A 22,654-nucleotide genomic window follows, 5' to 3' on the forward strand; every position below is an offset into this window, starting at 1 on the left:
CGGGGACTGGGGACTGCGGGGTCTGGGATTGGGGCGAGGGAGCGGACGAGGATCCCTATGTCCCCAGTCCCGACAGTCCCTCAGTCCCCTCATTCAATCCTGTCGTTGAGGGCGCGGGTGCTGGCGGCGAGCAGGACGACGGCCATCGCGCACAGGATCAGGAGCGGCTTCCACAGAACCGCCACGCCGACGCCCTTCAGCATGATGCCCCGCGCGACGACGATGTACCACGTCGCCGGGACGACGTTGGTGACCGGCTGCAGCCAGCCCGGCATCGAGGCGATGGGGAAGATGAAGCCCGTCAGCGCGAGTGTCGGGATGAGGAGGCCGAGCAAGACGCCCATCATGGCCGTCCGCTGGTCGGGCACGCGCGTGGCGATGAGCACGCCCAAGGCCAGCGACACGAGCACGTAGACGAGCGACGCCGCCAGCAGCAGCGCCACGCTCCCGCGGACGGGCACGCCGAACACGACGAACGCCACGCCGAGGGCCGTCACGGCATTCAAGAAGGCGAGCGCGAGGTACGGCGTCACCTTCCCGACGACGATCTGGATCGGCCGCAGCGGCGACACGAGCAGCACCTCCATCGTGCCGCTCTCCTTTTCGCGCGCGATGGAGATGGCCGTCATCAGCGCGCTGACGAGCGTCAGCACGAAGGCCAAGAGGCCGGGCACGAACAGGTTCTCGGACGCCAGCGTCGGGTTGAACCGCATCCGCGTCGAGACGCGCACGGTCGGCGCCCCGCCCTCCTGCTCGGCCACCCACGCCTGGACGACCCTGCGGACGTACGTCTCGACGGTCGTGGCGTAGTTGGCGTTGATGCCGTCGCTGACGATGAGCACCTCGGCGGTCCCCCGGGCGACCCCGCGCGCGAACCCGGTCGGCAGCACGAGCGCCACCTCGGCGTCGCCGGCCCGCAGCAGCGGCTCGACCTCAGCGACGCTCGTAAGCACCGCGACCAACTGAAGCGACGGCGTGCTGGCGACGGCCCGCGTCAGCTCCGCGCTCCGCGCGTCCCGGCTCGGGTCCACGACGACCACGGCGACGTTCTCGACGTCGGTGCGGATGGCGAACCCGAACAGGAGCACCATCGTGAAGGGCAGCGCCAGCAGCACGGCCAGCGTCTGCCGGTCGCGCAGGATGTGGCGCGTCTCCTTGACGACGAAGGCTCGGAAGGGGCTCATGGCTTCGGGGTTCAGAATTCGTCGCCCGTGGCTTCGGGGTGGGGCTCGACTCCGATGCCGTCGCCAGCGCCCTCTGCCCGTTCCCCGTCCCCCGTCCCCCGTCCCCCGCCTCCGGGCCTCGCCAGCCCCACGAACACCTCGTCGATGGAGGCGGCGCCGAACTGGGCCTTGAGCTCGGCGGGCGTGCCGAGGGCGGCGATTTTGCCCGCGACCATGATCGAGACGCGGTCGCAGTACTCGGCCTCGTCCATGTAGTGCGTCGTCACGAAGACCGTCGTGCCGGCGGCGGCGGCGGCGTAGATCATCTCCCAGAACTGCCGCCGCGTGACGGGGTCGACCCCGCCCGTGGGCTCGTCGAGGAAGACGACCTCGGGCTCGTGGAGCAGGGCGACTGAGAACGCCAGCTTCTGCTTCCACCCCAGCGGCAGCCGCCCGACCCGCTCGTCGACGAGGTGCTCGATGCCCAACATGTGCAGCGCCGTCGCCATGCGGTCGGCGATCTGGCGGTCCGTCAGCCCGTAGACCCCGCCATAGAAGCGGACGTTCTCGGTCACCGTGAGGTCGTCGTAGAGGGCGAAGCGCTGGCTCATGTAGCCGATCCGCCGCTTGACCTGCTCGGGCTCGGTCGCCACGTCGAACCCCGCCGTCCGCGCCTCGCCCGCCGACGGCGCCAGCAGGCCGGTCAGCATCTTGATGGCGGTCGTCTTGCCGGCCCCGTTCGCGCCAAGGAACCCGAACACCTCGCCCTTGGCCACCTCGAACGAGATCGCGTCGACGGCCGTGAAGTCGCCGAAGGTGCGGGTGAGGCCTTGGGCCCAGACGGCGGCGTTGAGACTGAGGACGAGGGACTGGGGACTCGGAGTCATCGGCTCGGGGGTGGAGCCGACGACACACGTTCCGCGCCCGTCATCCTGAGCAGAGCGGAGGATCTCGACGCCAATGTCCCCGGCCGTCGGGGCCGGTGCGGACGGCCTGGAGAACCGAGTTGCGATCCTTCACTGCGTTCAGAATGACAAGGGGGACGGACGGTCATCGGCCCGGAGCGCTGACGGCGTCCTTCTCTGCCCGTTCCCCGTTCCCCGTCCCCCGTTCCCCGCCCTCCCCCATCCGCGCCATGAACACGTCCTCGACGGTCGCCGTCGCGGGCTCGGCGGCGACCCCGACCCACCCCGCCTCGGCGAGCGACCGGACGAGGTCGGCCGACAGCGGGGCGGCGGACCGGTCGGCGGTGCCGGTGACGTGGACCCACTCGCCAAAAACCGCCGCGCTCGCGACGCCGTCCGAGGCACGGAGGGCGGCCAAGAAGGCGGCGCGGTCGCCGTCGGCGCGGGCCCTCGCGAGCGGGGCGCCGAAGCTGGCGGCGACGGCCGCGGGCGTGTCGGGCGGACCAAGCAACTGCCCCGTCTGCACGAGGGCGATCCGACCGCAGCGCGCGGCCTCGTCCATATACGGCGTCGAGACGATGGTCGTGATGCCTTGGGCGGTCATGGCGTCGAGCATGTCCCAGAACTCGACCCGGGAGACGGCGTCGACGCCGGTCGTCGGCTCGTCCAAGAGGAGCACGCGGGGGCGGTGGACGAGCGCGCAGCACAGGGCCAGCTTCTGCTTCATCCCGCCCGACAGGTCGCCCGCGCGGCGGTCGTCGAACGGCTGGATCTGGGAGTAGATCGGCGCGATCAGGCCGATCTCGGCCTCGACGGTCGTCCCGAACACCGAGGCGAAGAACTCCAGGTTCTCGCGGACAGTGAGGTCCGGGTACAGCGAGAACCGGCCGGGCATGTAGCCCACGCGCCGCCGGATCTCGCGGTAGTCGGCCACCACATCGAGGCCGTCGAGCGTCGCGCCGCCAGCGTCGGGCAAGATGACGGTGACCAAGATCCGCAGCAGCGTCGACTTGCCCGCGCCGTCAGGGCCGATCAGCCCGAACAGCTCGCCGGGCGCGACGTCGAACGAGACGCCGCCCAGCGCCACGGTCTCGCCGTAGCGCTTTTCGAGGCCTCGGACCTCGACGGATGCGGGGGCGGAGTCGGTCACCGCTCGATCCGGGTCGTGTCGGCTGGCGCGCGGTCGCTGCCCGTGTCGGCGCCGCTCAGAAACCGAACGTCGCCCGGCATCCCGACCTTCAGCAGTCCGTCTGGATTCGGCACGCGGATGTCGACGGCGTAGACCAGCTCGGCACGCGCGTCGCGCGTCTGGATCGGCGTCGGCGTGAACTGGGCTTGCGACGCGACGGCCGTGACCGTCCCGCGGACCTCGCGGACGCCGCCGGCCCCGTCCTCCACGAACACCGCCGCGGCCTGACCGAGGCGGATGCGCGCGAGCTGGTCGCCCGTCGCGTAGGCCCGGAGCTTGAGGCTCGACAGGTTGGCGATGGTGTAGAGCGGGCTCCCCGTCGCGACCGTCTCGCCGGGCTCGGCGATCACCGACAGCACGGTCCCGCCGACGGGGTTCTCGACGGCCGCGTTCGCGATCCGCGCGGCGATGCCCTCGAGCTGGGCGTCGATCCCGGCCACCTGGTCGTCGAGCGCCGCGGCCTGCGCCTCGGGGACGCCGGCCTGCACGGACTGGACACGGGCCTGGGCGCCCGCCGTCTGCGCTTGGGCACGGATCGACGTTGTCCTCGCCTGCGCTTGCGCGAGTTGCTGAGCCAACGCCGCGACCTGCCCCTGCCGCTCGTTCAGCTCTCGCGCCGTCGCGGCCTGGGCGTCGACGAGGCGCTGCGTCCGGGCCAGCTCCTCCCGCGCCGTCGCGAGTTGAGCCGCCAGCGCGGCGGCTCCGGCCTCGGCCTCGGCGACGCCCGCGAGCGTCGCGGTGCCCGTCGCGAGCGCGGCATCCCGGGAGGCCAGCGACGCCCGGGCCTGCGCCTGCAGCGACCGCTGCTGCCCCAAGAGCTGCCGACGCTGGGCGAGGAGGGCGGTGCGCTGGGCGGCGAGCTGCGTCGTGTCCACCAACCCGACGATGGCGCCGGGCGCGAGCACGTCGCCCGCGTCGACGTCGAACGAAAGAAGGCGGCCCTCGGCCTGGGCCGAGACGGTCGTCTCGCTGGCCTCAAAGGTGCCGTACGCGTCGGGCACGTCGTCGGACGAGCAGCCGGCGACGGCGAGGGCGCCGAGCAGCAGCGCGAGCAGGGGGAAGCGGGAGGCAGTCATCGGTCGAGGGCGTCGGGGTCGGTGACCGGAGGGGCGGCTCCTTCAGGAAACAGGCCAAGGTTCGAGAGGGCGCGAGCCTGCGCGCGGGACCGCTCGATCCGGTGGCGGGCTTCGGCCAAGCGGGCCGCCGCGAGGTCGGTCACGCGGTCCGTGTACGCATCGGGCAACAAGACGCCCTCGTCGAGCTGGCGACCGGCGACACGCAGGGCCTCTTGACGAAGGGCCACGATGCGGGCGTCGAGGGCGAGGGCGTCGGTGAGCCGGTCGATCTCAACCACGTCGTCGATCGTCGCGCGGCGGAGCTGGCGGGCAAAGGCGTCGGCCTCGGTCCGGGCGAGGTCGGCCGTGACGCGTGCGGCCTCCGCCTCTCGGCGCGATCGTCCCCAGTCAACGGGCGCCCAGCGGAGGCGGACGCCAGCGATGGCGTACTCACGGGCGGTGTCGCTCAGAAAGTCGAACGGGCTCGGGCGGCCGACGCCGGCTTGCCCGAACAAGCTGACGACGGGCGCCGTCGCGGCGCGGGCGAGCCGGGCTTCAGCCTCCGCGCGGTGGACCGTTGCGGCAAAGCGGGCGAACTCGGGCCGCTCGGCCGTGTCGAGCGCGTCGTCGAGTTCGTCGTCGTCGACGAGTGCGCCCTGCTGGCGGAGGAGGGCGGCCGTCTCGCCGAGGTCGGGGGTGACGAGCACGGCGTCGGGGCCGAGCGCCAGGCCGGTCAGGTCCGCCAGCACGGCGAGCGCGGCGGCCCGGCCCGCGTGGGCTTCGGCGACCTGCTGGCGGAGCCCCAAGAGGTCGGCTTCGAGGGCGTCGGCATGAGCGGACAGCGCGGCGCCTTGGGCAGCACGCGCCCGCAAGACGGCGAGCCGGGCCGACAAATCCTCGACGGCCAATCCCAGCGTCTCAGCCTGCGACGACAAGAGGAGCGCCCCGAAGAAGGCCTCCGTCGTGGCCTCCCGCAGGCTGTACAGCGCGACGCGCGCCCCGGCCGACTGCTCCGCCGCCTGCGCTCGCACCACGTCCGCCTGCCGCTCGGCGCGTCCGCCGTCGAGGACGGCCCAGTCGGCCTCGGCCTGGATGCGGGCCTGCTCCTTGGGCGCGCTCGGCGTCGTCCCGTCGGGGAGCACGACTGGGATCGTCGGGACCGCGCTCTGGACCGACGCCTGCCCGCTGAACGCGAGCTGCGGCAAGCGCCCCAAGCGGATCGCCTCCAGCCGGAGCGCCGTCGCGCGCTCGGTGAGGACGGGCTGCACGACGCGGGGGTCCTGCGCCTCGGCCACCGCCCGCGCCGTCGCGAGGTCGAGGGAATCGGCCGGGGCTCCAAGGAAAAGGAGGGCGAGGAGCAGCGTCATGCCGGGTCGGGGGCGAAGCCGCGCAGGACGAAGTCGGCGAGGTTCTCTCGGCGCCAGCGCGAGAGCGCGGCCTGCGCGTCGGCGCCGAGCCCGGCAGCGACCTCCAACATGTGGGCTGCCGCGTGCGGGAAGAGGAGCAGCGACATCAGCGTGACGACGAGCTGCTGCGACGTGATCGGGCGGAGGCGCCCCGCGGCGACCTCGGCGTCGATCTGCGCCTGCACCACGCCGAACACCTGGGCGCGGACCTGCTCGACGGGCAGCGTCTCGTGCAAGAGGGCCGAGAGCCGGGCGGGGTCGGTCCGCAGCTCGCACAGGATGTAGCCGGGCAGGAAGGGGTCGCCCTCGAGCGCGTCCATCTCGACGTTGATGGCGGCCTGCAGCTTGTCGCGGAGCGGGAGGTCGGAGGCCAAGGCGCCCAACAACTGGGGGAAAAGCCCGGCGGCGGCCCGGAGAAAGACGGCGTCCGCCAGCCCCTCCTTCGTGCGGAAGTAGTAGTGCAGCAGGGCCTTGTTGACGCCGGCCTCGTCGGCGATCTCCTGCGTCCGCGCCGCCGCGACGCTGCGGCGCAAAAACACGCGATGGGCGGCTTCCAAGATGCGGTCCCGGGTGGCGGCGTCAGCCTCAGGCATCGGGTTTTAACCGAATGGTTAACCGACTTAACCCCTTGGTCAACCAGAGGTTCCGAGGCGCCACATCCTGACCCGGGCACGGTCCTCAGAGGCCCGCAGCTACACCGTCTCCCCGCGAGCGATCCGGCGGACGGCCTCGCCCTGCTCGGCGGCCCAGGCGTCGTCGCGGCCGGTCTCGCTGGCGACGAGCGCCGCGACGGTGTCGGCTGATTCCGCGCTGGCGTCGGCGTCCAAAAACAGGCCGCGGGTGCGGCGGGCGAGCGCGTCGGCGGCCGTCCGGGCTTGCTCGTGGCGGGCGGCGTAGACGATCTGCGCGCCGGTGACCGAGGGCAACCGAGGGTGGACGGGCAACGCCAGCGCCGGGTCGTCGTCGGCGATGGCACGGACGTCGGCGGCGTCGGCGCCGTAGCTCGCGAAGGCGTCGCCGGACTCGGCGAGGGCGTCGGGGAGCCAGCCACGCAGGCGGAGGTCGGAGGTGTCGTGGGGGCGCTCGGCGAGCCCGGCCGTGTCGGCGGCGTGGTCGACGGCGTCCTCGGCCATCACGCGGTAGGTGGTCCACTTTCCGCCAGTGACCGTCACCAGCTTGGAGGCCGAGACGGACACGACGTGCTCGCGCGAGAGCGCGGCGGTGCCCTCGGCGTCGGGGTCGGAGATGAGTGGGCGCAGGCCGGCCCAGACGGCGCGGACGTCGGCGCGCGTGGGCGCGGGCGTGAGGTAGCGGCCGGCGTGCTCGAGGATGTAGTCGACCTCGTCGTGCGAGGGCTGCGGTTCGGGCGTCGGCGCGTCGACCGGCACGTCCGTCGTGCCGATGACGGTGCTCCCGAGCCAGGGAATCGCGAAGAGGACGCGGCCGTCGTCGGTCTTGGGCACCATCACAGCCGTGTCGCCGGGCAGGAACCGCTTGTCGAGCACGATGTGCGCGCCCCGGCTCGGCTCCAGCATGTTGTTCGCCGACGGCTTGTCGAGCCGGCGCACGCGGTCGGCCCAGACGCCCGTCGCGTTGATGACCACGCGCGCGCGGACCGTCCGCTCGGCCCCGTCCTCCTGGTCTCGGACGCGGACGCCGTCGATGACGCTGCGGCTCTTTTCGAAGCCGACGGCGGCGGTGTGGTTGAGCACGACGGCCCCGAGGTCGGCGGCGGTCCGCGCGAGCGCGACGGCGAGGCGGGCGTCGTCGAACTGGCCGTCGTAGTACAGCACGCCGCCGTCGAGCCCCTCGCGGTTCGCGGTCGGCACGCGCTCGACGTACTCGTCTTCGGAGAGCAGCTCGGTCGAGCCGATGCCCAGGCTCGCCGCGAGCCGGTCGTAGGCGAATAGGCCGGCGCCGTAGTACGGCTTTTCCCACCACGAGTACGCGGGCACGGCGAAGGCGCGCGAGTGCGCGATGTGGGGCGCGTTCGCCAGCAGCCGCCCCCGCTCGCGGAGCGCCTCGCGGACGAGCCGGACGTCGCCCCGCGCGAGGTACCGCACGCCGCCGTGGACCAGCTTCGTCGACCGCGACGAGGTGCCCGCCCCGAAGTCGACGCGCTCGACGAGCGCGGTCCGGTAGCCGCGCGCGGCGGCGTCGACGGCGCAGCCCAGGCCGGTCGCCCCGCCGCCGACGATGACGATGTCGAAGACGCCCGGGGCGGCGAGCGCGTCGCGCATGGCGTCGCGGCGGAAGGGGATCGGGGTCATGGCGGCGCGGGGTCGGGCGGGTAGAGCGCGCGGGCCGGGCGGGCGGTTCCGCTCCGCGCGGGGCGCAGGGGGCGCGAAGAGGAGAAGAGGGCAGAAGACGCGTGGCCCGGTCGCGACGACGCGTCCGTCTCCCTCCCCCCTACTCCTCTTCTCTTTCCTCCTCTCGCGCCCAGTCCTTGGCGCGCTCGACGGCGCGGCGCCAGCGCGCGCGCGCGGCGCCAGGGTCGGCCTCCGGGTCCGGCGACCAGCGCGCCGAGGCGGCCCACTGCGCGTCGAGGTCGGCCTCAGTCCAGACGCCCGCGCCCAGGCCCGCGAGGTACGCCGCGCCGAGCGCCGTCGTCTCGGCAATCGCCGGGCGGACGACCGGGACGCCGACCAAGTCGGCCTGCGTCTGCATCAGCAGCCCGTTGTGCGTCATCCCGCCGTCGACGCGGAGCTCCGCGAGCGCACTGCCCGAGTCGGCCGTCATCGCGTCCAACAGGTCGGCCGACTGGTGGGCAACGCCGTCGAGCGTGGCACGCGCGAGATGGGCGCGGTTCGTGCCGCGCGTGATCCCGAGGACGGTGCCCCGGGCGTACGGGTCCCAGTGCGGCGCGCCGAGCCCGACGAACGCGGGGACCACGACGACGCCGTCGCTGTCGGGGACGGATGCCGCGAGCGCCTCGACCTCGGCCGAGGTCTCGATGATCTGCAACTCGTCGCGGAGCCACTGCACGGCGGCGCCCGCCACGAAAACCGACCCTTCGAGCGCGTACTGCGCCGGTTCGCCCTCGACCTGCCACGCGAGCGTGGTCAACAGCCCGTGCTCGCTCGCGACGGGCTCGGCGCCGGTGTTGTAGAGCAGAAAGCAGCCCGTGCCATACGTGTTCTTGGCCATCCCCGGCCGGCAGCGCTGGCCGAAGAGCGCAGCGTGCTGGTCGCCCGCGACGCCCGTGATGGGCACGGCCGCGCCGAGCACGTCGGCGTCCGTCTCGCCGATGGCGCCCGACGACGGGCGCACCTCGGGGAGCACGGCGCGCGGCACGTCCAAGAGCGCGAGTTGCTCGTCGCTCCAGTCGAGCGCGTGGATGTCGAAGAGGAGCGTCCGGCTCGCGTTCGTCACGTCGGTCGCGTGGACGCGGCCGCCGGTCAGCTTCCACAGCAGCCAGCTGTCGACGGTCCCGACCGCCAGCTCGCCCGCTTGCGCTCGGGCGCGGGCACCGTCGACATGGTCCAAGATCCAGGCGATTTTGGTGCCCGAGAAGTAGGGGTCGAGCACGAGCCCGGTGCGGGCGCGGACGGCGGGCTCGTGGCCTTCCGACTTGAGGCGCTCGCAGGTGTCGGCGGTGCGGCGGTCCTGCCAGACGACGGCGCGGTGGATCGGCTCACCCGTAGCGCGGTCCCACACGACGGTCGTCTCGCGCTGATTCGTGATGCCGATGGCCGCGAGCTCGGCCGCCGCGATGCCCGCGTGCGCCAGCGCCTCGCGGGCGGTCGCGAGCTGGGTCGCCCAAATCTCGCCGGCGTCGTGCTCCACCCAGCCGGGCCGGGGAAAGTGCTGCGCGATCTCGCGCTGGGCCGTCGCGACGGCGGCGCCCGTGCCGTCGAAGACGATGGCGCGGGACGAGGTCGTGCCCTGGTCGAGGGCGAGGACGAACGGCATGGGGCTCGGGGCGGGACGTCGGAGCATACCGGCGACGGGGCGAGCGGTGCCGACGGAACGGGCGACGCCAATCGGTGGGGACGCACCGCCGGAGCGTCCCTACCCGACCACCGCGCCCCTCCACGGCCCGAGCGCCAGCGTCTCCCCCACCTCGACGCCCTCGTCGCCCCGCGCCGTCGCCAGACGGACCATCGCGCCCCGGAACGCCTCGGGCACGGCCACCTCGGCCGTCCCGTCGTCGAGGTGGAGCAAGACGAGTGTGTCGCCGCCGCGCACGAACGCGAACACGTCGTCCGGCACGCCATCGAGCGGGACGTAGTCGCCCGCCTGCAGCGACGCCGAGGCCGCCCGCACCGCGAGCGCGCGCCGATAGAACGCGAGGTGCGAGTCCGGATCGGCCGCCTCCGTCGCCACGTTGACCGTTTCATGGGTCGGGTGGAGCGGCAGCCAACAGTCAGACGGATCGGCGTCCGAAAAGCCCGCGCCGGGCGAGGCGTCCCAGGCCATCGGTGTGCGGCAGCCGTCGCGTGACAGCTCGGGCAGGCCGCTCCGGATGCCCCACGGATCGACGCGCCGGTTAGCGGGCACGTCCACCTCGGGCATCCCCAGTTCGTCGCCGTAGTACAGCGTCGGCGCGCCGCGCAGCGTCAGCAGCAGCAAGCCCGCCAGCCGCACCGACGCCGGCCCGAGCCGGGTCGCCAGCCGCCGCTCGTCGTGGTTGCCGAGCACGTAGTTCGGCCACGCGCCGTCGGACAGCGCCGCCTCCAGCGCGTCGACGTGCGCGCGCACGCTGGCGGCTGTCCACTCGGTCGCCAGCAGGCCGAAGTTGAACGGCAGGTGCAAGCCGCCCAGCGATCCGTCGGCGGTCGGCGTGCCGTAGTAGCCGGCCCACGTCGGGAGGTCGTCGAACCCGTGGATCTCGCCGATCGCCACGCGGTCCTGCCCGTCGAAGCCGTCGATGGTCTGGCGGATGCGCGCGAACAGCCCGTGCACGTCGGGGTGGCCCTTGTCGTGGAGGTGGATTTGCGAGTCGTACTCGCCGCGCGGCTTGTGCATGACGGCCGGCACGGGCGCCAGCGGGTTGTCGCGCATCGCCGGGTCCTTGGCGATGAGGTGCGCCACGTCGATCCGGAAGCCGTCGACGCCGCGCGCCATCCAAAACCGCAGCGTGTCCATCATCTCGTCGACGACGGACGGGTTGCGCCAGTTGAGGTCGGGCTGCTCGCGCAGGAACGAGTGCAGGTAGTACTGGCCCGTCGCCTCATCGAAGGTCCACGCCGGGCCGCCAAAGTGGCTCAGCCAGTTGTTCGGCGGCGACCCGTCGGGCTTCGGATCGCGCCAGACGTACCAGTCCCGCTTCGGGTTGTCCCGCGAGGCCCGGCTCTCGACGAACCACGCGTGCTGGTCGGACGAGTGGTTGGGCACGAAGTCCACGATCAGCTTCAGGCCCAGCCCGTGCGCGCGCTCCGCGAGCCGGTCGAAGTCGGCCAGCGTCCCGTACGGCGGGTCCACATCCCGGTAATCGGACACGTCGTACCCAAAGTCCGCTTGCGGGGACGGGTAGAAGGGGCTCAGCCAGACCGCCCCCACGCCGAGGTCGGCGAGGTAGGGCAGCCGGGCGGTGATGCCGGGGAGGTCGCCCAGGCCGTCGGCGTTCGAGTCCTGGAAGGAGCGGGGGTAGATCTGGTAGACGACGGCCGTCTGCCACCACGGGCGAGACATGGGCGGGGGCGGGAGGGGGCGACGCGTGAAGCGCCGTCGGGCGGGGACGGTTTCCGCATGGGGGCCTGGGATCGGTGTTCGGCACCCTGCCATCGAGGCTCTCTGACCCGGGACGGTGCGGCCTCGGCCCTGCCCGCGTCGGCGCCGAGTCGGAGGGGGCTGGCGAGGGCGGGGCGTTGGGGAGTGGGCGCCTCCCGGCCAGCCCTACGAGGGCTGGGGCTGGCGCTCCGCGTGGCCCGGACCCCGGACCAACAGGGGCAGGTCGCCCGGCGCGCCCTTGGCCGCCCAGTGGGCCCGCCACGGCAGCTCGGCGGCGCCGACCAGCGCGGAGGCAGCCTCGGGGGCCATCGGGCGGGCGAAGAGGTAGCCCTGCCCGTAGGCGCAGTCCATGGCGCGGAGCGCCGCGAGCTGGTCGGCCCTCTCGATGCCCTCTGCCACGACCGTCTTCCCGAGGGCCTCGCCCATCCGGACCACCGTCCGCACGAGCTGGGTGCTCCGCTCCTCGACACCCATCTCTGCGACGAAGGCGCGGTCCACCTTGATGGTGTCGACGGGCAAGGTGTGCAGCGTCGAGAGCGACGAGTAGCCCGTCCCGAAGTCGTCGATGCAGAACCCGACCCCGCGCCCGCGGAGCCGGTGGAGCTCGGCGGCGACGGCCTCCGGGTCCTCGACCATGAGCGACTCGGTGATCTCGAGGAAGAGTTGTTGGGGCCTGATCCCATGCTCTTCGATCACCGCATGGACGGCGTCGAGGTAGGTGTTCTCCAGCAGGTCGCGACCGGTGCAGTTGACGCTGAGCAGCAGGATGGCGTCGTCAGCCTCGAGGCGCCAGGCGGCCATCTGCCGGGTCGCCTCGGTGAGCACCCAGCGGTCGATGTCGATCACCTGCCCGCTCTCCTCGGCGGGGCCGATGAAGGCGTCCGGGAAGAGCAGCCCGAGGTCGGGGTGCTGCCAGCGGACGAGCGCCTCGAAGCCGACGAGGGCGCCGTCGGCAAGCCGGACGATGGGCTGGTAGGCCAGCCGGAGCTCGCCGCGCTCGGCGGCGTGGTGGAGGTCCATCTCGAGGCGGAACCGCTGGGCGGCCGCATCGTGGCTGCCCGGGCTGAAGGTGGCGTGGCCACCGCGGCCGGCCCCCTTCACGTCGTACATGGCGAGGTCGGCCTCCCGGAGGATGGCGTCGGGCGAGACGTGGTCGGTGCGGCTGGAGACCACGCCGATGGAGGCGCCCACCGAGAGGTCGTGGCCGTCGATACGGACGGTGGCCACGAGGGCCTCCTGGATGCGCGCGGCGACGACCTCGCCGTGGCGGGGGCTCGGGGCCTCCACGAGGAGCACTGCGAACTCGTCGCCGCCGAGGCGGGCCACGGTATCGCCCGGCCGGAGCGCACCCCGGATCCGGGTGGCGACCTCCTGGAGCAGCCGGTCGCCGGCCGAGTGGCCCAGGCTGTCGTTGACCACCTTGAAGCGGTCGAGGTCGATAAAGAGCACCGTAAAGACCCCATCGCGGTCGGCCTCGGCGATGGCCTCCTCGAGACGGCTGGCGAACAGGGCGCGGTTGGGGAGCCCGGTGAGGTCGTCGTGGTGGGCCTGGTGGTAGAGCACACGCTCCACCTGGTGCCGCTCGGTGATGTCGTTGACGGTGCCGATCACGGCCGGGCGGCCGTCGTGCTCCACCCGCACACCGGCGAGTTCGAGCTGGATGGTGCGGCCGTCCTTGCGGCGCCCGCGGGCGGTGTAGGTGAGCACGCTCACCTCGCCATCGACACGGCGGCGCAGGTTTTCGGCGGCCATCGCGCGGTCGTCCGGGTGGAGGATGGAGAGCACGCTGAGCCCGTGCATCTCGCCCTCGGCGTAACCGAAGATGTCGGCCATGCGGGGGTTGACGTAGACGAAGCAGCCATCCTGCATGATGGCGGTCCCCACCACGGAGTGCTCGACGAGGTCGCGGAAGCGGGCCTCAGCGGCCCGCGCCGCGGTCACGTCGCGCGACACGCCGACCACGCCGACCACGTCGCCGTCGGGCCCGAGCAGCGGCATTTTGGTGGTGAGCAGCCAGCCGCCCTCGGCCGAGCGCTCCTCCCGGTTCTCGACCGGCACACCGGTCCGGATGACGGCGAGGTCATCGGCGAGGGCGGCCTCGCCCAATTCTGGCTTCCCGAGGGCGGCCGAGACCTCGAGGTCGGTCTGCCCGACCGCGCTGGCGGGGTCTTCGAAGCCGAGGGCGACGGCGCTGGCGAGGTTGCGCAAGGTGGACCGGCCCTCGACGTCCTTGACGTAGATGTGGTCCGGGATGGTGTCGATGACGAGCCGGAGCAAGCGGCCCTGCGCGAGCGCCTCCTCCACCGACTGGACCACGCTCTCGACAGCCGGCCGGAACACGGTCCTCCCAACGAGGACGAGCATGCCTATCAGCCCGACCACCAGCACGAGGACGCCCCATTGCAGCTGGTGGATGGCGGCGGCCGAGGCGGCGAGTTGAAACACCACCGGGTCCAGCTCCGCCAGGTACGCACGCTCGACGTCGAGGATGGCCCGGGCCGCCGCGTCGGCCCGGGCCTCGTCGTCGGCCTCCAGGGCCCGCCGCAGCGCGGCGGCTTCCCTCTGTGCCTGAGCCACCTGGGGCGAGAGCGCCGTCAGCCGCGCGCGGACTTCCGGGTAGGTGATGGCCGTCACGTCGAGCCCGGCGTCGCCGTCGAGGAGCGCGGTGTGGCTCCGGGCCCACATCGCCGTGGCCTCCTCCATCGTTCCGACGTCCCCGGCCCAGGGAAGGTCGAAACGGGCAGCGAGGGCCGCCCGGGCCACGCGCTGGGTCAGCATCCGCTGCCGGCCCGCCAGGTTCACCTCCGACCCATCGGCGATCCGCTTCTGTAGCGTGGTGAGGGCCAGCCCGGCCGCCGCGCTCCCCATCAGTGCGATGAGGACCAGGGCCACGCGGTAGCGCCCGGTGAGGCGCCGCCGAATCTGGCGGGGAGACATAGCGAGCATTGGGCGTCCTCTGGCGGCTCCCTGGTTATCGCGCGCCCCGGGCTCTCCTGAAGGCCCTCCCCCTCTCCGCCACGCGCCGATCGCCCCCCTTGGAGCCCTGCCGCCCCGCCTCCGCGCCGAGGCGGGGGCGGCGCGGGCCGGGTGGCTGCTGGCGTCCGATCTTGGAGCGCCCCAACCCCGGCTGTTATGCGCGTCGCTCCGCTCGCCCTCGCCCTGCTCGTCGTCGGGGTCCACGCCCAGACGACCCCGCTCTACGCCACGCTCGACCTCCGCGAGCCGCTGGCAGCGGGCTGGGTCGACGACGGCGAGCCGGTCGGCTTGCGCGGCAGCGTCGCCCCGCTCTCGTGGGGCGCCACCACGCCCGCCACCGACCCCGACGGCGACGGCCTCTACCAGCTCGCCGTCCCGTTCATGGTCCCCGAGGGCGGGCTCCGCGTCGAGCTCAAGATCAAGGTGGACGACGGTGACGGCGACGCGCCCAACGACGGGTGGCAGGAGGGCGCCAACCACGCCGTCGAGCTAACCGCAGGCGTGGGCGCTGGGCTGATGCTCCGGTGGTCGGCGCGGCCTGTCGCCCCGCCGTCGAGCATCACCGGGCGGATCGACACGATGCCCGCCGTCGAGGGCGCCGGGCTGGCCCCGCGCGACGTCTACGTCTGGCTCCCCCCGGGCTACGCCGACACCGACGCCCGCTACCCCGTGCTCTACCTCCACGACGGCGCGGGCGTGTTCGGGACCGAGGCCGGATCCGAGTGGGGCATGGACGAGGCCGCGACCGCGCTCATCGAGGCCGGCGAGATCGAGCCGCTGATCATCGTCGCCGTCTCGAACACCGACCGCCGCACCGACGAGTACACGCCGACCGTCCACACCTGGACGCAGACCGCCCTCCGCATCCGGCCGCCGACCGCCGACGGCCCGCTCGGCGCCATCACCGGCGCCTACGCCATCGGCCCCGACTCGCTCGTGATCGCCCTGCGCGACGGGGCGCTCGTGCTCGATCCGCCCGGGACGGAGCGGTCGGTCCCGATGGTCGCCGGCGACGACGGGACGTACACGATGCCCGGCGACCCGACGACGCTGTCGTTCCCCGCCGCCGCCGACGGGACGGTCGCGCGCGTCGTCGCCACGCGCCCGCCGGCGGGCGGGCTCGGCGACACCTACGGCCGGTTCCTCATCGACGTGCTCAAGCCCCAGGTCGACGAGCTGTTCCGGACGCGCCCCGAGGCGGCCCATACCGGCTTGGGCGGCGCGTCGCTCGGCGGCCTGATCACGATGCACCTCGGCGCCACGCGGCCCGACGTGTTCGGGCGTCTGTTGGTTGCCTCCCCGTCCGTCTGGTGGGACGACAAGGTGCTGCTCCGGACCGTCGCGGACGCGACGCCGTCGCCCGGCCAGCGCGTCTGGGTCGACATCGGCACTGAGGAGGGCGGCTCGATGGTCCCCGACGCGCGGCGGCTGGCGGCGCTGCTCGTCGAGACCGGATGGGACGCCGCGCTCGTCCGCTTCGTCGAGGCCCCAGGCGCCGGCCACGACACGGGCGCGTGGCAGGCGCGGGCGCCGGACATGCTGCGCTTCCTCTTCCCCGCCGAGTAGTCCGCCCCGGACCCGAGGCCGAGTTACTCCGCCAGCCCGACCTCGACGAGGAGCGCCTGGTACCGGGGGTCTGCGCGGAGCCCTTCAAAGACCGGCCCGACCCTCATCATCCGGACGAACCAGCTCCGCTCGGCGTGGGCCTGCTCGAGGAGGGGGAACACCCGGTCCGTCTCGCCGAGCGCGTCGTGGACCACGGCCCGCAAGAACGGCGAGACGTAGCGGTCGTCCGCGAGCGCCTCCAGCTCGGCCAAGACGGCCCGGGCCTCGGCGCGCCGCCCGAGCCCCGCGAGCGCCCGCGCCCGCGTGCTCAGCGCGTCGGGGTCCGCCCGCTCAGGATCGGCGCGGTCGAGGGCCGCCAGACTCTCGCGGTAGTCCCCCGTGCCCAACAGCACCAGCCCGGCGAACAGATCGGCCGCGGGGTAGGGCCCGTGGACGCGCTCGATGCGCCGGAGCACCGCGAGCGCGTCGTCCGGGCGGCTGGCGAACCACAGGATGATCCCCTCGATGAGCCGGGCGTAGGGCGAGAGTGGGTCGAGCGTCTGGGCCGCCGCGATCTCGGCGAGCGCGGCGTCGAACCGGCCCTGGTCGCGCAGGAGCTCGGCGTACGACAGGTGCGCGAGGGCGTCGCTGGGGTCGAGCGCGAGGGCCCGGCGGAAGTGGGCCTCGGCGGCTGGCCAGGCGTGGGGGTCGTTGGCGAGCACCGACGCGAGCGCGTTGTGGGCGCCGGCGCTCTCGTCGTCGAGGGCGAGCGCCCGCTCGGCGGCGGCCTGCCCGCGTGCGGCGGCCTCGGGCGCGGTCAGCAGGCCGAGGTAGCCGAAGATCACAGCCGCGTCGGCGAGGCCGGCCCAGGCGTCGGCGAACGTGGGGTCGCGGTCGAGCGCTCGTTGGAAATGGTCGCGGGCGGCGACCAAGGGCTCCGGGGCCCACGTGTGGAGCAGGTGCCGGCCCTTGAGGTAGTGGTCGTAGGCGACGGCGTCGTCGGTCCCGCGCGTCGCCAGCCGCCGCCGCTCGTCGGCCCGGAGCGTCACGCCGAGCGCCGCGGCCACGCGCGCCGCGATCGCCGGCTGGACCCCAAGCACGTCGCCGCGGTCGGCGTCCACCATGTCGGCCCACCGGACCTCCCCGCTGGCCGCGTCCACCAGCTCGACGGCGACGCGGACGCTCGCGTCGGATCGCTGGACCCGCCCCGTGAGCAGGGCGCCCGCCCCCAGCTCGCGCCCGATCGTCTCGGCCGACGCCTCGGAATCGCGGAACCGCTCGCTCGACGACCGGGCGATGACGCGGAGACCACCGACGGTCGAGAGCCGGGCGATGAGCGCCTCCGTGAGCCCGTCGGCGAGGTAGGCGTCGTCGGGCCCGGCGCCGTCGTCGGCGAAGGGAAGGACGGCGATCCGGAGGTCGCCGGGGGGCGGGTCGGGCGCCGTCGGGCGCGGCCACAGGACCGCCCCAGCGACGACGGCCGCGGCGAGCGCCAGCGCCCCGACCCAACGGCGCCGGGGCTTCGGCGTGTCGAGGGCGGCGAGCACAGCGTCGGCATCGGGAAACCGGCGGCCGGGCTCTTTCGCCAGGCATCGGTCCACAACGGCGGCGAGGGGCGTGGGCACGTCGGGGCGGAGGGCCCGGACCGGCGCCGGGTCGTCGTGGCGGATGGCGTGGATGCGCGTCGCGTCGGTCTCGCCGCGGAACGGCCGCTCGCCGGTCAGCATCTCGTAGAGGACGACGCCCCAGCTCCACAGGTCGGCCCGGGCGTCGGCTGGCTCGCCGCGCGTCCGCTCGGGGCTCATGTAGGCGACCGTCCCCAGCGTCGCCCCCTCGCGCGTCAGGTCGCGGCCGGCGGCCTTGGCGATCCCGAAGTCGACGAGCCGGGCGCCGCCGGCCGCCAGGAGCACGTTCGACGGCTTGACGTCGCGGTGGACGACGCCCGCGCGGTGCGCCGCGCCGAGCCCCTCCGCCAGCCGCCGCGCCACGGCGACGGCCTCGGCGACGGGGAGAGGCCCGCCCTCGAGCCGCTCGCGCAGCGACGGCCCCTCGACGTACGCCATCGCGATGTAGAGGCGGCCGTCGTCGGCTTGGCCGATCTCGTGGACGGCGGCGACGGCGGGGTGGTCGAGCGCGGCGGCGGCCTTGGCTTCGGCCACGAGCCGACGGCGGGCGCCGGCGTCGGCCGAGAGGTGCGGCGAGATCAGCTTGAGGGCGACGGGCCGGTCGAGCCGCGGATCGTGGGCGAGGTAGACGACGCCCATCCCGCCCCGGCCCAGTTCCCGCTCGATCCGGTACGGCCCGACGGACTGGCCGGTCAGCGTGTCAGCCTCGCCCAGCAGGGCCGCGGCGTGGTCGGCGTCGAGGGCGTCGAGAAAGCCGTCGGCCTGATCGTGCGCGCCGAGGAGCGCGTCGAGCTCGGCGCGGAGGGCGTCGTCGTCGGCGCAGGCGGCGTCGAGGAACGCGGGGCGCTCGGCAGGCGGGCGGTCGAGCGCCTCGGGCAGGAGGCGCTGGGCCTGTCGCCAGAGGTCGGCGGCGCGGGTGGGGTCGGGGGCGGTCATCGCGGCGAGGGCGAGTCGTCCCAACCTAGGGCGCCGGCGCGGAGTGGAGCGCGCGGTACAGCCACGCCCGGGCCGTCACCCAGTCGCGGCGGAGCGTCCGCGCCGTGACGCCGAGCACGTCGGCCGTCTCTTCGACGCTCAAGCCCCCGAAGTAGCGGCACTCGACCAAGTGCGCCGCGCGGGGGTCGAGCGCGGCGAGCCGGTCGAGTGCGGCGTCGAGGTCGAGGAGGTCGGCCGCGAGCCCGTCGACGGCGAGGTGGGCCTCGTCGAGCGTGACGGCGACGGCCCCGCCGCCGCGCTTCTGGCGGAGCCGGTGCCGCGCCCGGTCGACGAGCACCTGGCGCATGGCCCGGGCGGCGGCCCCGAAAAAGTAGGCCCGGCTCCGGACCGGCACGCGCGTCTGGTCGACCAGCTTGAGGTAGGCCTCGTGGACGAGCGCGGTCGTGTCGAGCGTCGCGTTTCGGCGCTCGCGCGCGAGCTGCCCGTGCGCCATCCGCCGGAGTTCGTCGTAGACGAGCGGCAGGAGCCGGTCGGCGACCGCGCGGTCGTCGGCGTCGGCGGCGAGGAGCACCTCGGTGATGGCGTGGGGCGCGGGCATGGCGACGGGCGGGGCCGGCAACCTAGGGCGGCGACGCCAGCCCTCGTGTCCGGATCGGTGCCCGGGTGTCGCAGGAGGGGACAACACCTTCCCCTCCCTGCTATGACCCTCCGCCCCGCCGCCTTGCTCGCCGCATTCCTCGTCGCCGCCTGCGACAGCGCGGCGCCGCCCCCGCCCGATACCACGCCGCCCCCCGTCTTCCCCGCCGCCGAGACGCTCGCCGCCGAGCTCATCGACCCGGCCATGATCCGGGAGGTCGTCGACGCCGGGTGCACGCCGTTCCAGGACGCGGCCCCAGCGTCGGCGCTGTTCCACATCCCCCAGACCGAGGCCCGACGCGGGGCGTGCGCACCGCTCTTGGCGCTGACCGACCCGGCCGGCCAACCGATCACCGCCGAGGCCTGGGCCCGAGCTTCGGGCGAGGTGACGCTCACGTGCGTCGGTGCCGGTACGCAGTACGCCTTCCAGTTCGAGGGGCTGGTCCCGGGCGGGGTCTACACCATCTGGCACTTCCCGGGCTCCGGCGGCGGCGCGCTCGCCACGCACCCCGGCGGCGCCCGTAACGTCTTCACCGCCTCGGCCGGGACGACGACGTTCACGGTCGTCGGGACGGCCGGAGCCATGACCATGTGGGGCACGGTGCCGGCCTGCACCCTCCCCGTCCCCCCGCGCGCCGAGGTCGGCGACATCGGGGGCGAGCTGTTCGTGGTGGTGTACCACACGGACAACCGGAGCTGGGGCGACGTCCCCGGGCCCGAAGACACCATCGCCGGGCACCTGGTGGTGATGGGCCGCTGACGCCCAACGTGTCCGGTGTCGGCGCCGAATGTCGCAGGTCTCCGCGTCCCCCCTCCCTCCCATTTTCCCGTTTGAGGTTCTGCCATGCGTGCCGTCTTTCCCCTCCTCCTCGCCCTCGCCCTCGTGGCCGGCTGCTCCGACGCGGCCCCCACCGCCTCCGACCTCGCCGATGCCCGGCCTGTGCTCGACGTGAGCGGCACGTGGGACTGGAGCGAGGTGACCCACATCCGCGCGACGCCGTTCGCCGCCGAGGCCGTCTTCGGCGTCACGCCCGAGGGCCCGGTGACGCGCCTGTCGTGCCCGAGCGCCGGGACGCTCACCGTCACCCAGACCGGCGAGACGTTTAGCGGGACGTCCACGCAGGCCCCCGCCGTCTGTACCACGCACGGCGGGCAGACGGCCCCGGCCCCGTTCCCGCCGACGCTCGACATCGCAGGTGAAGTCCGCGGGCGCCGCCTCCGGTTCACGTTCGAAACCGGCGGCTTCCCCTGCCACTACCGCGGCCGGCTCCGCGCCTCGGGCGGCAGCCCGACCGAGTGGCGGGCGCGGGGGAGCTGTGAAGTGCCCCCGGAGTTAGGGAAAGACAAGATCCTCGGCTTTGTCGCGACCCGGCCGTAGCCGTCGGCACCGGGCGGTCTGGTGCGGCCGCCCGGCAGCCGGAGGGGAAACGCCGGGCCCTCGTCCCCTGCGCTCTCCACCCCGAACGTCCCGCCGTAGCCCTGCGCGACGACCTCGTGGCGAAGCGAGAGCCCTAGGGTCCGTCATGTGAGTCGGTCCGTTGCCGAGCGAGAGCCGCTGGCGGTGCCTGCAAGGCGCCCGACGAGATCGATGCCTGAGCATCGGACGAGGAGGGCAACGGGGCAGGCGCCGCCAGAGGCCTCGCGCAGACAGGACCCTAACGCGGCGGGACCTAGCCCCGCCGCGAGCGCGGGGCGTCCCATGCTCCGGTGTCCGCCCGACGAGGCGGCTCGCGGTTCTGGCCCGCAGCAGTAGTCTGGAGCCTCTGCGCGCATCGGTCTGGATGATCGTCCCACGCTTCTCCCCCGGCCCGGACGCGGTCGCCGCCCACTACGACCGCCTCGACGCCTTCTACCGCGAGATCTGGGGTGAGCACGTGCACCACGGCCTGTGGCGCTCGCGGCGGGACACGCCCGAGGCCGCCGCCGACGCCCTCGCCGACCGCGTGATCGGCGCCCTCGGCGAGGCCGAGCACGTGGTGGACGTGGGCTGCGGCTACGGCGCCACGGCCCGGCGGCTGGCCGAGCGGACCGGCGCCCACGTGACGGGCCTGACCCTCTCGGCGACCCAGGCCGCCGCGGCCCGAGGCCAGCGCGTCGCCCGCGGGGCCGTCGAGGTCCACGTCTGCGACTGGCTGGCCAACGGCCTGCCCGACGGCGCCTTCGACGCCGCCTACGCCATCGAGAGCACGACGCACATGCCCGACCGGCCCCGCGTTTTTTCCGAGGTGGCGCGGGTGCTCCGCCCGGGCGGTCGGTTCGTGCTCTGCGTGTGGGCCGCCGCCGAGCGGCCGCCAGCGTGGGCCGTCCGGCATCTGCTCGAGCCGATCTGTCGGGAGGGCCGGCTGGCGGGCCTGGGCACGCTCGCCGAGAACCGGCGGTGGATGACCGACGCCGGGCTCACGGTCGAGCACGAGGAGGACTGGAGCCGCGCCGTGGCCCGGACGTGGACCGTCGTCGCGCAGCGCGTCGCGTGGCGGCTGCTGACCGACGCCCGCTACCGCCGCTTCGTCCGCGACGCCGCCGAGGCCGACCGCGGGTTCGTCCTCACCGTGGCCCGGCTGCGGCTGGCCTTCGCCACCGGCGCACTGCGCTACGGCTTCGTCGTGGCCCGCGCGCCTGGCGGAGCCCCGGCCTGAGCGCCGGGCAAGCGGAGGCGATCACTTGGCGCCCCCCCCCGTCAGCGTCCCGACGTGTCGCTTTGGCTCGATCAGGACCTTGCCGATGTCGGCCGCCAGGCCGAGGCAGAGCGCAGCGGCGAACGCGGGGTGGCGGACACGCGTCGCGTGCTCGGCGTGGACGGCGTGCTCCTCGCTCATGGCCACGTTCGACGTCAGGTCGGCCAGGATCGCGTGGCGCTCGGCCGAGTCGGTCTCGTCAGCCAGCTCCTCGACCACCTCGTGCGAGAGCGGGCCACCGTTGTTGGCGCCGTGGAGCGGGCTTCTAGATCTAGCGCGCGGTGCCGGCCGTGCGTTGGCCCACCGAGGTCGTCTTCTCGCTCCGAATGAGACGGCCTGCGCGGCGCGGAGCTCCACCATGGCCGCCTCGCCCCCCGGCGGGCCTCTAGCTTGCCCGCATGCCCCTGACCCTCGACACCCTCGGCAACCACCTTGGCCAGGAGATCGGCGTCTCGCCGTGGCGCACCGTCGAGCAGTCCACCATCGACGCCTTCGCCGACGTCACCGGCGACCATCAGTGGATCCATGTAGACCCCGAGCGCGCCGCCCACGGCCCCTACAGAGGCACCATTGCGCACGGCCTGCTCACGTTGTCGCTCTTGCCGGCGCTTCGCGCCGAGGCCGGGGTCCACCCCGAGGGTGTCGGCCGGGCTGTCAACTACGGCTACGACCGGGTACGCTTTCTGGCGCCGGTCCGCGCCGGGGCGCGCCTCCGCGTCCGCGTGGTGCTCACAGCCGTCGCGCATAAAGGCGCGAATGTCCTTGCGACGACGCAGAACACGGTCGAAGTCGAAGGCGACGGGACGCCGGCCCTCGTCGCCGAGGCGCTGACGCTCTTCGTGCCACAAGCGTAAGCTTCGAACCCGGGTC

The 22,654-nt window shown here is 73.8% G+C and carries 18 protein-coding genes; 5 read left to right on the forward strand and 13 right to left on the reverse strand.

What is annotated here, in order from left to right; genetic code table 11:
- Window positions 1-89: 89 nt before the first annotated feature.
- The 10 genes from ACLII4_RS01635 to ACLII4_RS01680 form a co-directional block, all read right to left on the reverse strand.
- Window positions 90-1,184 carry an ABC transporter permease gene (locus tag ACLII4_RS01635; RefSeq protein ID WP_412069152.1) on the reverse strand — a complete coding sequence of 365 codons (1,095 nt, stop codon included), beginning with the start codon at window positions 1,182-1,184 and terminating at the stop codon, window positions 90-92.
- Window positions 1,185-1,195: 11 nt separating this feature from the next.
- Window positions 1,196-2,050 (reverse strand): ABC transporter ATP-binding protein, encoded by an 855-nt coding sequence (locus tag ACLII4_RS01640; protein WP_412069153.1) that lies wholly within the window; start codon window positions 2,048-2,050, stop codon window positions 1,196-1,198.
- A gap of 163 nt (window positions 2,051-2,213) precedes the next feature.
- Window positions 2,214-3,218 (reverse strand): ABC transporter ATP-binding protein, encoded by a 1,005-nt coding sequence (locus ACLII4_RS01645; protein ID WP_412069154.1) that lies wholly within the window; start codon window positions 3,216-3,218, stop codon window positions 2,214-2,216.
- Window positions 3,215-4,333 (reverse strand): HlyD family secretion protein, encoded by a 1,119-nt coding sequence (locus ACLII4_RS01650; protein ID WP_412069155.1) that lies wholly within the window; start codon window positions 4,331-4,333, stop codon window positions 3,215-3,217. Before ACLII4_RS01650 ends, ACLII4_RS01645 begins: the two co-directional genes overlap by 4 nt.
- Complete coding sequence (locus tag ACLII4_RS01655) at window positions 4,330-5,679, reverse strand: TolC family protein (protein WP_412069156.1); 1,350 nt, start codon at window positions 5,677-5,679, stop codon at window positions 4,330-4,332. Before ACLII4_RS01655 ends, ACLII4_RS01650 begins: the two co-directional genes overlap by 4 nt.
- Window positions 5,676-6,311 (reverse strand): TetR/AcrR family transcriptional regulator, encoded by a 636-nt coding sequence (locus ACLII4_RS01660; RefSeq protein ID WP_412069157.1) that lies wholly within the window; start codon window positions 6,309-6,311, stop codon window positions 5,676-5,678. Before ACLII4_RS01660 ends, ACLII4_RS01655 begins: the two co-directional genes overlap by 4 nt.
- Window positions 6,312-6,410: 99 nt before the next feature.
- Window positions 6,411-7,988, reverse strand: a complete 1,578-nt coding sequence (locus tag ACLII4_RS01665) for an FAD-dependent oxidoreductase (RefSeq protein ID WP_412069158.1) — start codon at window positions 7,986-7,988, stop codon at window positions 6,411-6,413.
- Window positions 7,989-8,127: 139 nt separating this feature from the next.
- Window positions 8,128-9,630, reverse strand: a complete 1,503-nt coding sequence (gene glpK / locus ACLII4_RS01670) for a glycerol kinase GlpK (protein WP_412069159.1) — start codon at window positions 9,628-9,630, stop codon at window positions 8,128-8,130.
- A 99-nt stretch (window positions 9,631-9,729) separates the two neighbouring features.
- Window positions 9,730-11,352 (reverse strand): alpha-amylase family glycosyl hydrolase, encoded by a 1,623-nt coding sequence (locus ACLII4_RS01675; protein WP_412069160.1) that lies wholly within the window; start codon window positions 11,350-11,352, stop codon window positions 9,730-9,732.
- Between the two features lie 204 nt (window positions 11,353-11,556).
- On the reverse strand, window positions 11,557-14,328 hold the full coding sequence (locus ACLII4_RS01680) for a putative bifunctional diguanylate cyclase/phosphodiesterase (RefSeq protein WP_412069161.1): 2,772 nt from the start codon (window positions 14,326-14,328) through the stop codon (window positions 11,557-11,559).
- Between the two features lie 195 nt (window positions 14,329-14,523).
- On the opposite strand from ACLII4_RS01680, the gene ACLII4_RS01685 reads away from it, so the two are divergent.
- Window positions 14,524-15,933 carry an alpha/beta hydrolase gene (locus ACLII4_RS01685; RefSeq protein WP_412069162.1) on the forward strand — a complete coding sequence of 470 codons (1,410 nt, stop codon included), beginning with the start codon at window positions 14,524-14,526 and terminating at the stop codon, window positions 15,931-15,933.
- Between the two features lie 23 nt (window positions 15,934-15,956).
- On the opposite strand, the gene ACLII4_RS01690 is transcribed toward ACLII4_RS01685, so the two are convergent.
- Together ACLII4_RS01690 and ACLII4_RS01695 are read right to left on the reverse strand one after the other, a co-directional pair.
- On the reverse strand, window positions 15,957-18,473 hold the full coding sequence (locus ACLII4_RS01690) for a protein kinase domain-containing protein (RefSeq protein WP_412069163.1): 2,517 nt from the start codon (window positions 18,471-18,473) through the stop codon (window positions 15,957-15,959).
- Between the two features lie 25 nt (window positions 18,474-18,498).
- Window positions 18,499-19,071, reverse strand: a complete 573-nt coding sequence (locus ACLII4_RS01695; protein WP_412069164.1) for an ECF-type sigma factor — start codon at window positions 19,069-19,071, stop codon at window positions 18,499-18,501.
- A 102-nt stretch (window positions 19,072-19,173) separates the two neighbouring features.
- On the opposite strand from ACLII4_RS01695, the gene ACLII4_RS01700 reads away from it, so the two are divergent.
- From ACLII4_RS01700 to ACLII4_RS01710, 3 genes are all read left to right on the forward strand, one after another.
- Window positions 19,174-19,869 carry a hypothetical protein gene (locus ACLII4_RS01700; protein ID WP_412069165.1) on the forward strand — a complete coding sequence of 232 codons (696 nt, stop codon included), beginning with the start codon at window positions 19,174-19,176 and terminating at the stop codon, window positions 19,867-19,869.
- Between the two features lie 84 nt (window positions 19,870-19,953).
- Window positions 19,954-20,487 carry a hypothetical protein gene (locus tag ACLII4_RS01705; RefSeq protein ID WP_412069166.1) on the forward strand — a complete coding sequence of 178 codons (534 nt, stop codon included), beginning with the start codon at window positions 19,954-19,956 and terminating at the stop codon, window positions 20,485-20,487.
- Between the two features lie 403 nt (window positions 20,488-20,890).
- Window positions 20,891-21,745 (forward strand): SAM-dependent methyltransferase, encoded by an 855-nt coding sequence (locus tag ACLII4_RS01710; RefSeq protein ID WP_412069167.1) that lies wholly within the window; start codon window positions 20,891-20,893, stop codon window positions 21,743-21,745.
- A gap of 21 nt (window positions 21,746-21,766) precedes the next feature.
- On the opposite strand, the gene ACLII4_RS01715 is transcribed toward ACLII4_RS01710, so the two are convergent.
- Window positions 21,767-22,003, reverse strand: coding sequence for a hypothetical protein (locus tag ACLII4_RS01715; protein WP_412069168.1), 237 nt, complete (start codon window positions 22,001-22,003; stop codon window positions 21,767-21,769).
- A 179-nt stretch (window positions 22,004-22,182) separates the two neighbouring features.
- Here ACLII4_RS01715 and ACLII4_RS01720 point away from each other — a divergent pair, with 179 nt between their 5' ends.
- Window positions 22,183-22,638: a MaoC family dehydratase gene (locus ACLII4_RS01720; RefSeq protein ID WP_412069169.1), complete on the forward strand. Its 456-nt coding sequence runs from the start codon at window positions 22,183-22,185 to the stop codon at window positions 22,636-22,638.
- Window positions 22,639-22,654 lie beyond the last annotated feature (16 nt).

Source organism: Rubrivirga aquatilis, from assembly GCF_046845665.1.
Classification (GTDB): Bacteria; Bacteroidota; Rhodothermia; order Rhodothermales; family Rubricoccaceae; genus Rubrivirga.

Coding starts and splice junctions, on each gene's coding strand:
- ACLII4_RS01635 (WP_412069152.1), bottom strand. CDS start 1,184: ATGAGCCCCTTCCGAGCCTTCGTCGTCAAGGAGACGCGCCACATCCTG.
- ACLII4_RS01640 (WP_412069153.1), bottom strand. CDS start 2,050: ATGACTCCGAGTCCCCAGTCCCTCGTCCTCAGTCTCAACGCCGCCGTC.
- ACLII4_RS01650 (WP_412069155.1), bottom strand. CDS start 4,333: ATGACTGCCTCCCGCTTCCCCCTGCTCGCGCTGCTGCTCGGCGCCCTC.
- ACLII4_RS01655 (WP_412069156.1), bottom strand. CDS start 5,679: ATGACGCTGCTCCTCGCCCTCCTTTTCCTTGGAGCCCCGGCCGATTCC.
- ACLII4_RS01660 (WP_412069157.1), bottom strand. CDS start 6,311: ATGCCTGAGGCTGACGCCGCCACCCGGGACCGCATCTTGGAAGCCGCC.
- ACLII4_RS01665 (WP_412069158.1), bottom strand. CDS start 7,988: ATGACCCCGATCCCCTTCCGCCGCGACGCCATGCGCGACGCGCTCGCC.
- glpK (WP_412069159.1), bottom strand. CDS start 9,630: ATGCCGTTCGTCCTCGCCCTCGACCAGGGCACGACCTCGTCCCGCGCC.
- ACLII4_RS01675 (WP_412069160.1), bottom strand. CDS start 11,352: ATGTCTCGCCCGTGGTGGCAGACGGCCGTCGTCTACCAGATCTACCCC.
- ACLII4_RS01680 (WP_412069161.1), bottom strand. CDS start 14,328: ATGTCTCCCCGCCAGATTCGGCGGCGCCTCACCGGGCGCTACCGCGTG.
- ACLII4_RS01685 (WP_412069162.1), top strand. CDS start 14,524: ATGCGCGTCGCTCCGCTCGCCCTCGCCCTGCTCGTCGTCGGGGTCCAC.
- ACLII4_RS01690 (WP_412069163.1), bottom strand. CDS start 18,473: ATGACCGCCCCCGACCCCACCCGCGCCGCCGACCTCTGGCGACAGGCC.
- ACLII4_RS01695 (WP_412069164.1), bottom strand. CDS start 19,071: ATGCCCGCGCCCCACGCCATCACCGAGGTGCTCCTCGCCGCCGACGCC.
- ACLII4_RS01700 (WP_412069165.1), top strand. CDS start 19,174: ATGACCCTCCGCCCCGCCGCCTTGCTCGCCGCATTCCTCGTCGCCGCC.
- ACLII4_RS01705 (WP_412069166.1), top strand. CDS start 19,954: ATGCGTGCCGTCTTTCCCCTCCTCCTCGCCCTCGCCCTCGTGGCCGGC.
- ACLII4_RS01710 (WP_412069167.1), top strand. CDS start 20,891: ATGATCGTCCCACGCTTCTCCCCCGGCCCGGACGCGGTCGCCGCCCAC.
- ACLII4_RS01720 (WP_412069169.1), top strand. CDS start 22,183: ATGCCCCTGACCCTCGACACCCTCGGCAACCACCTTGGCCAGGAGATC.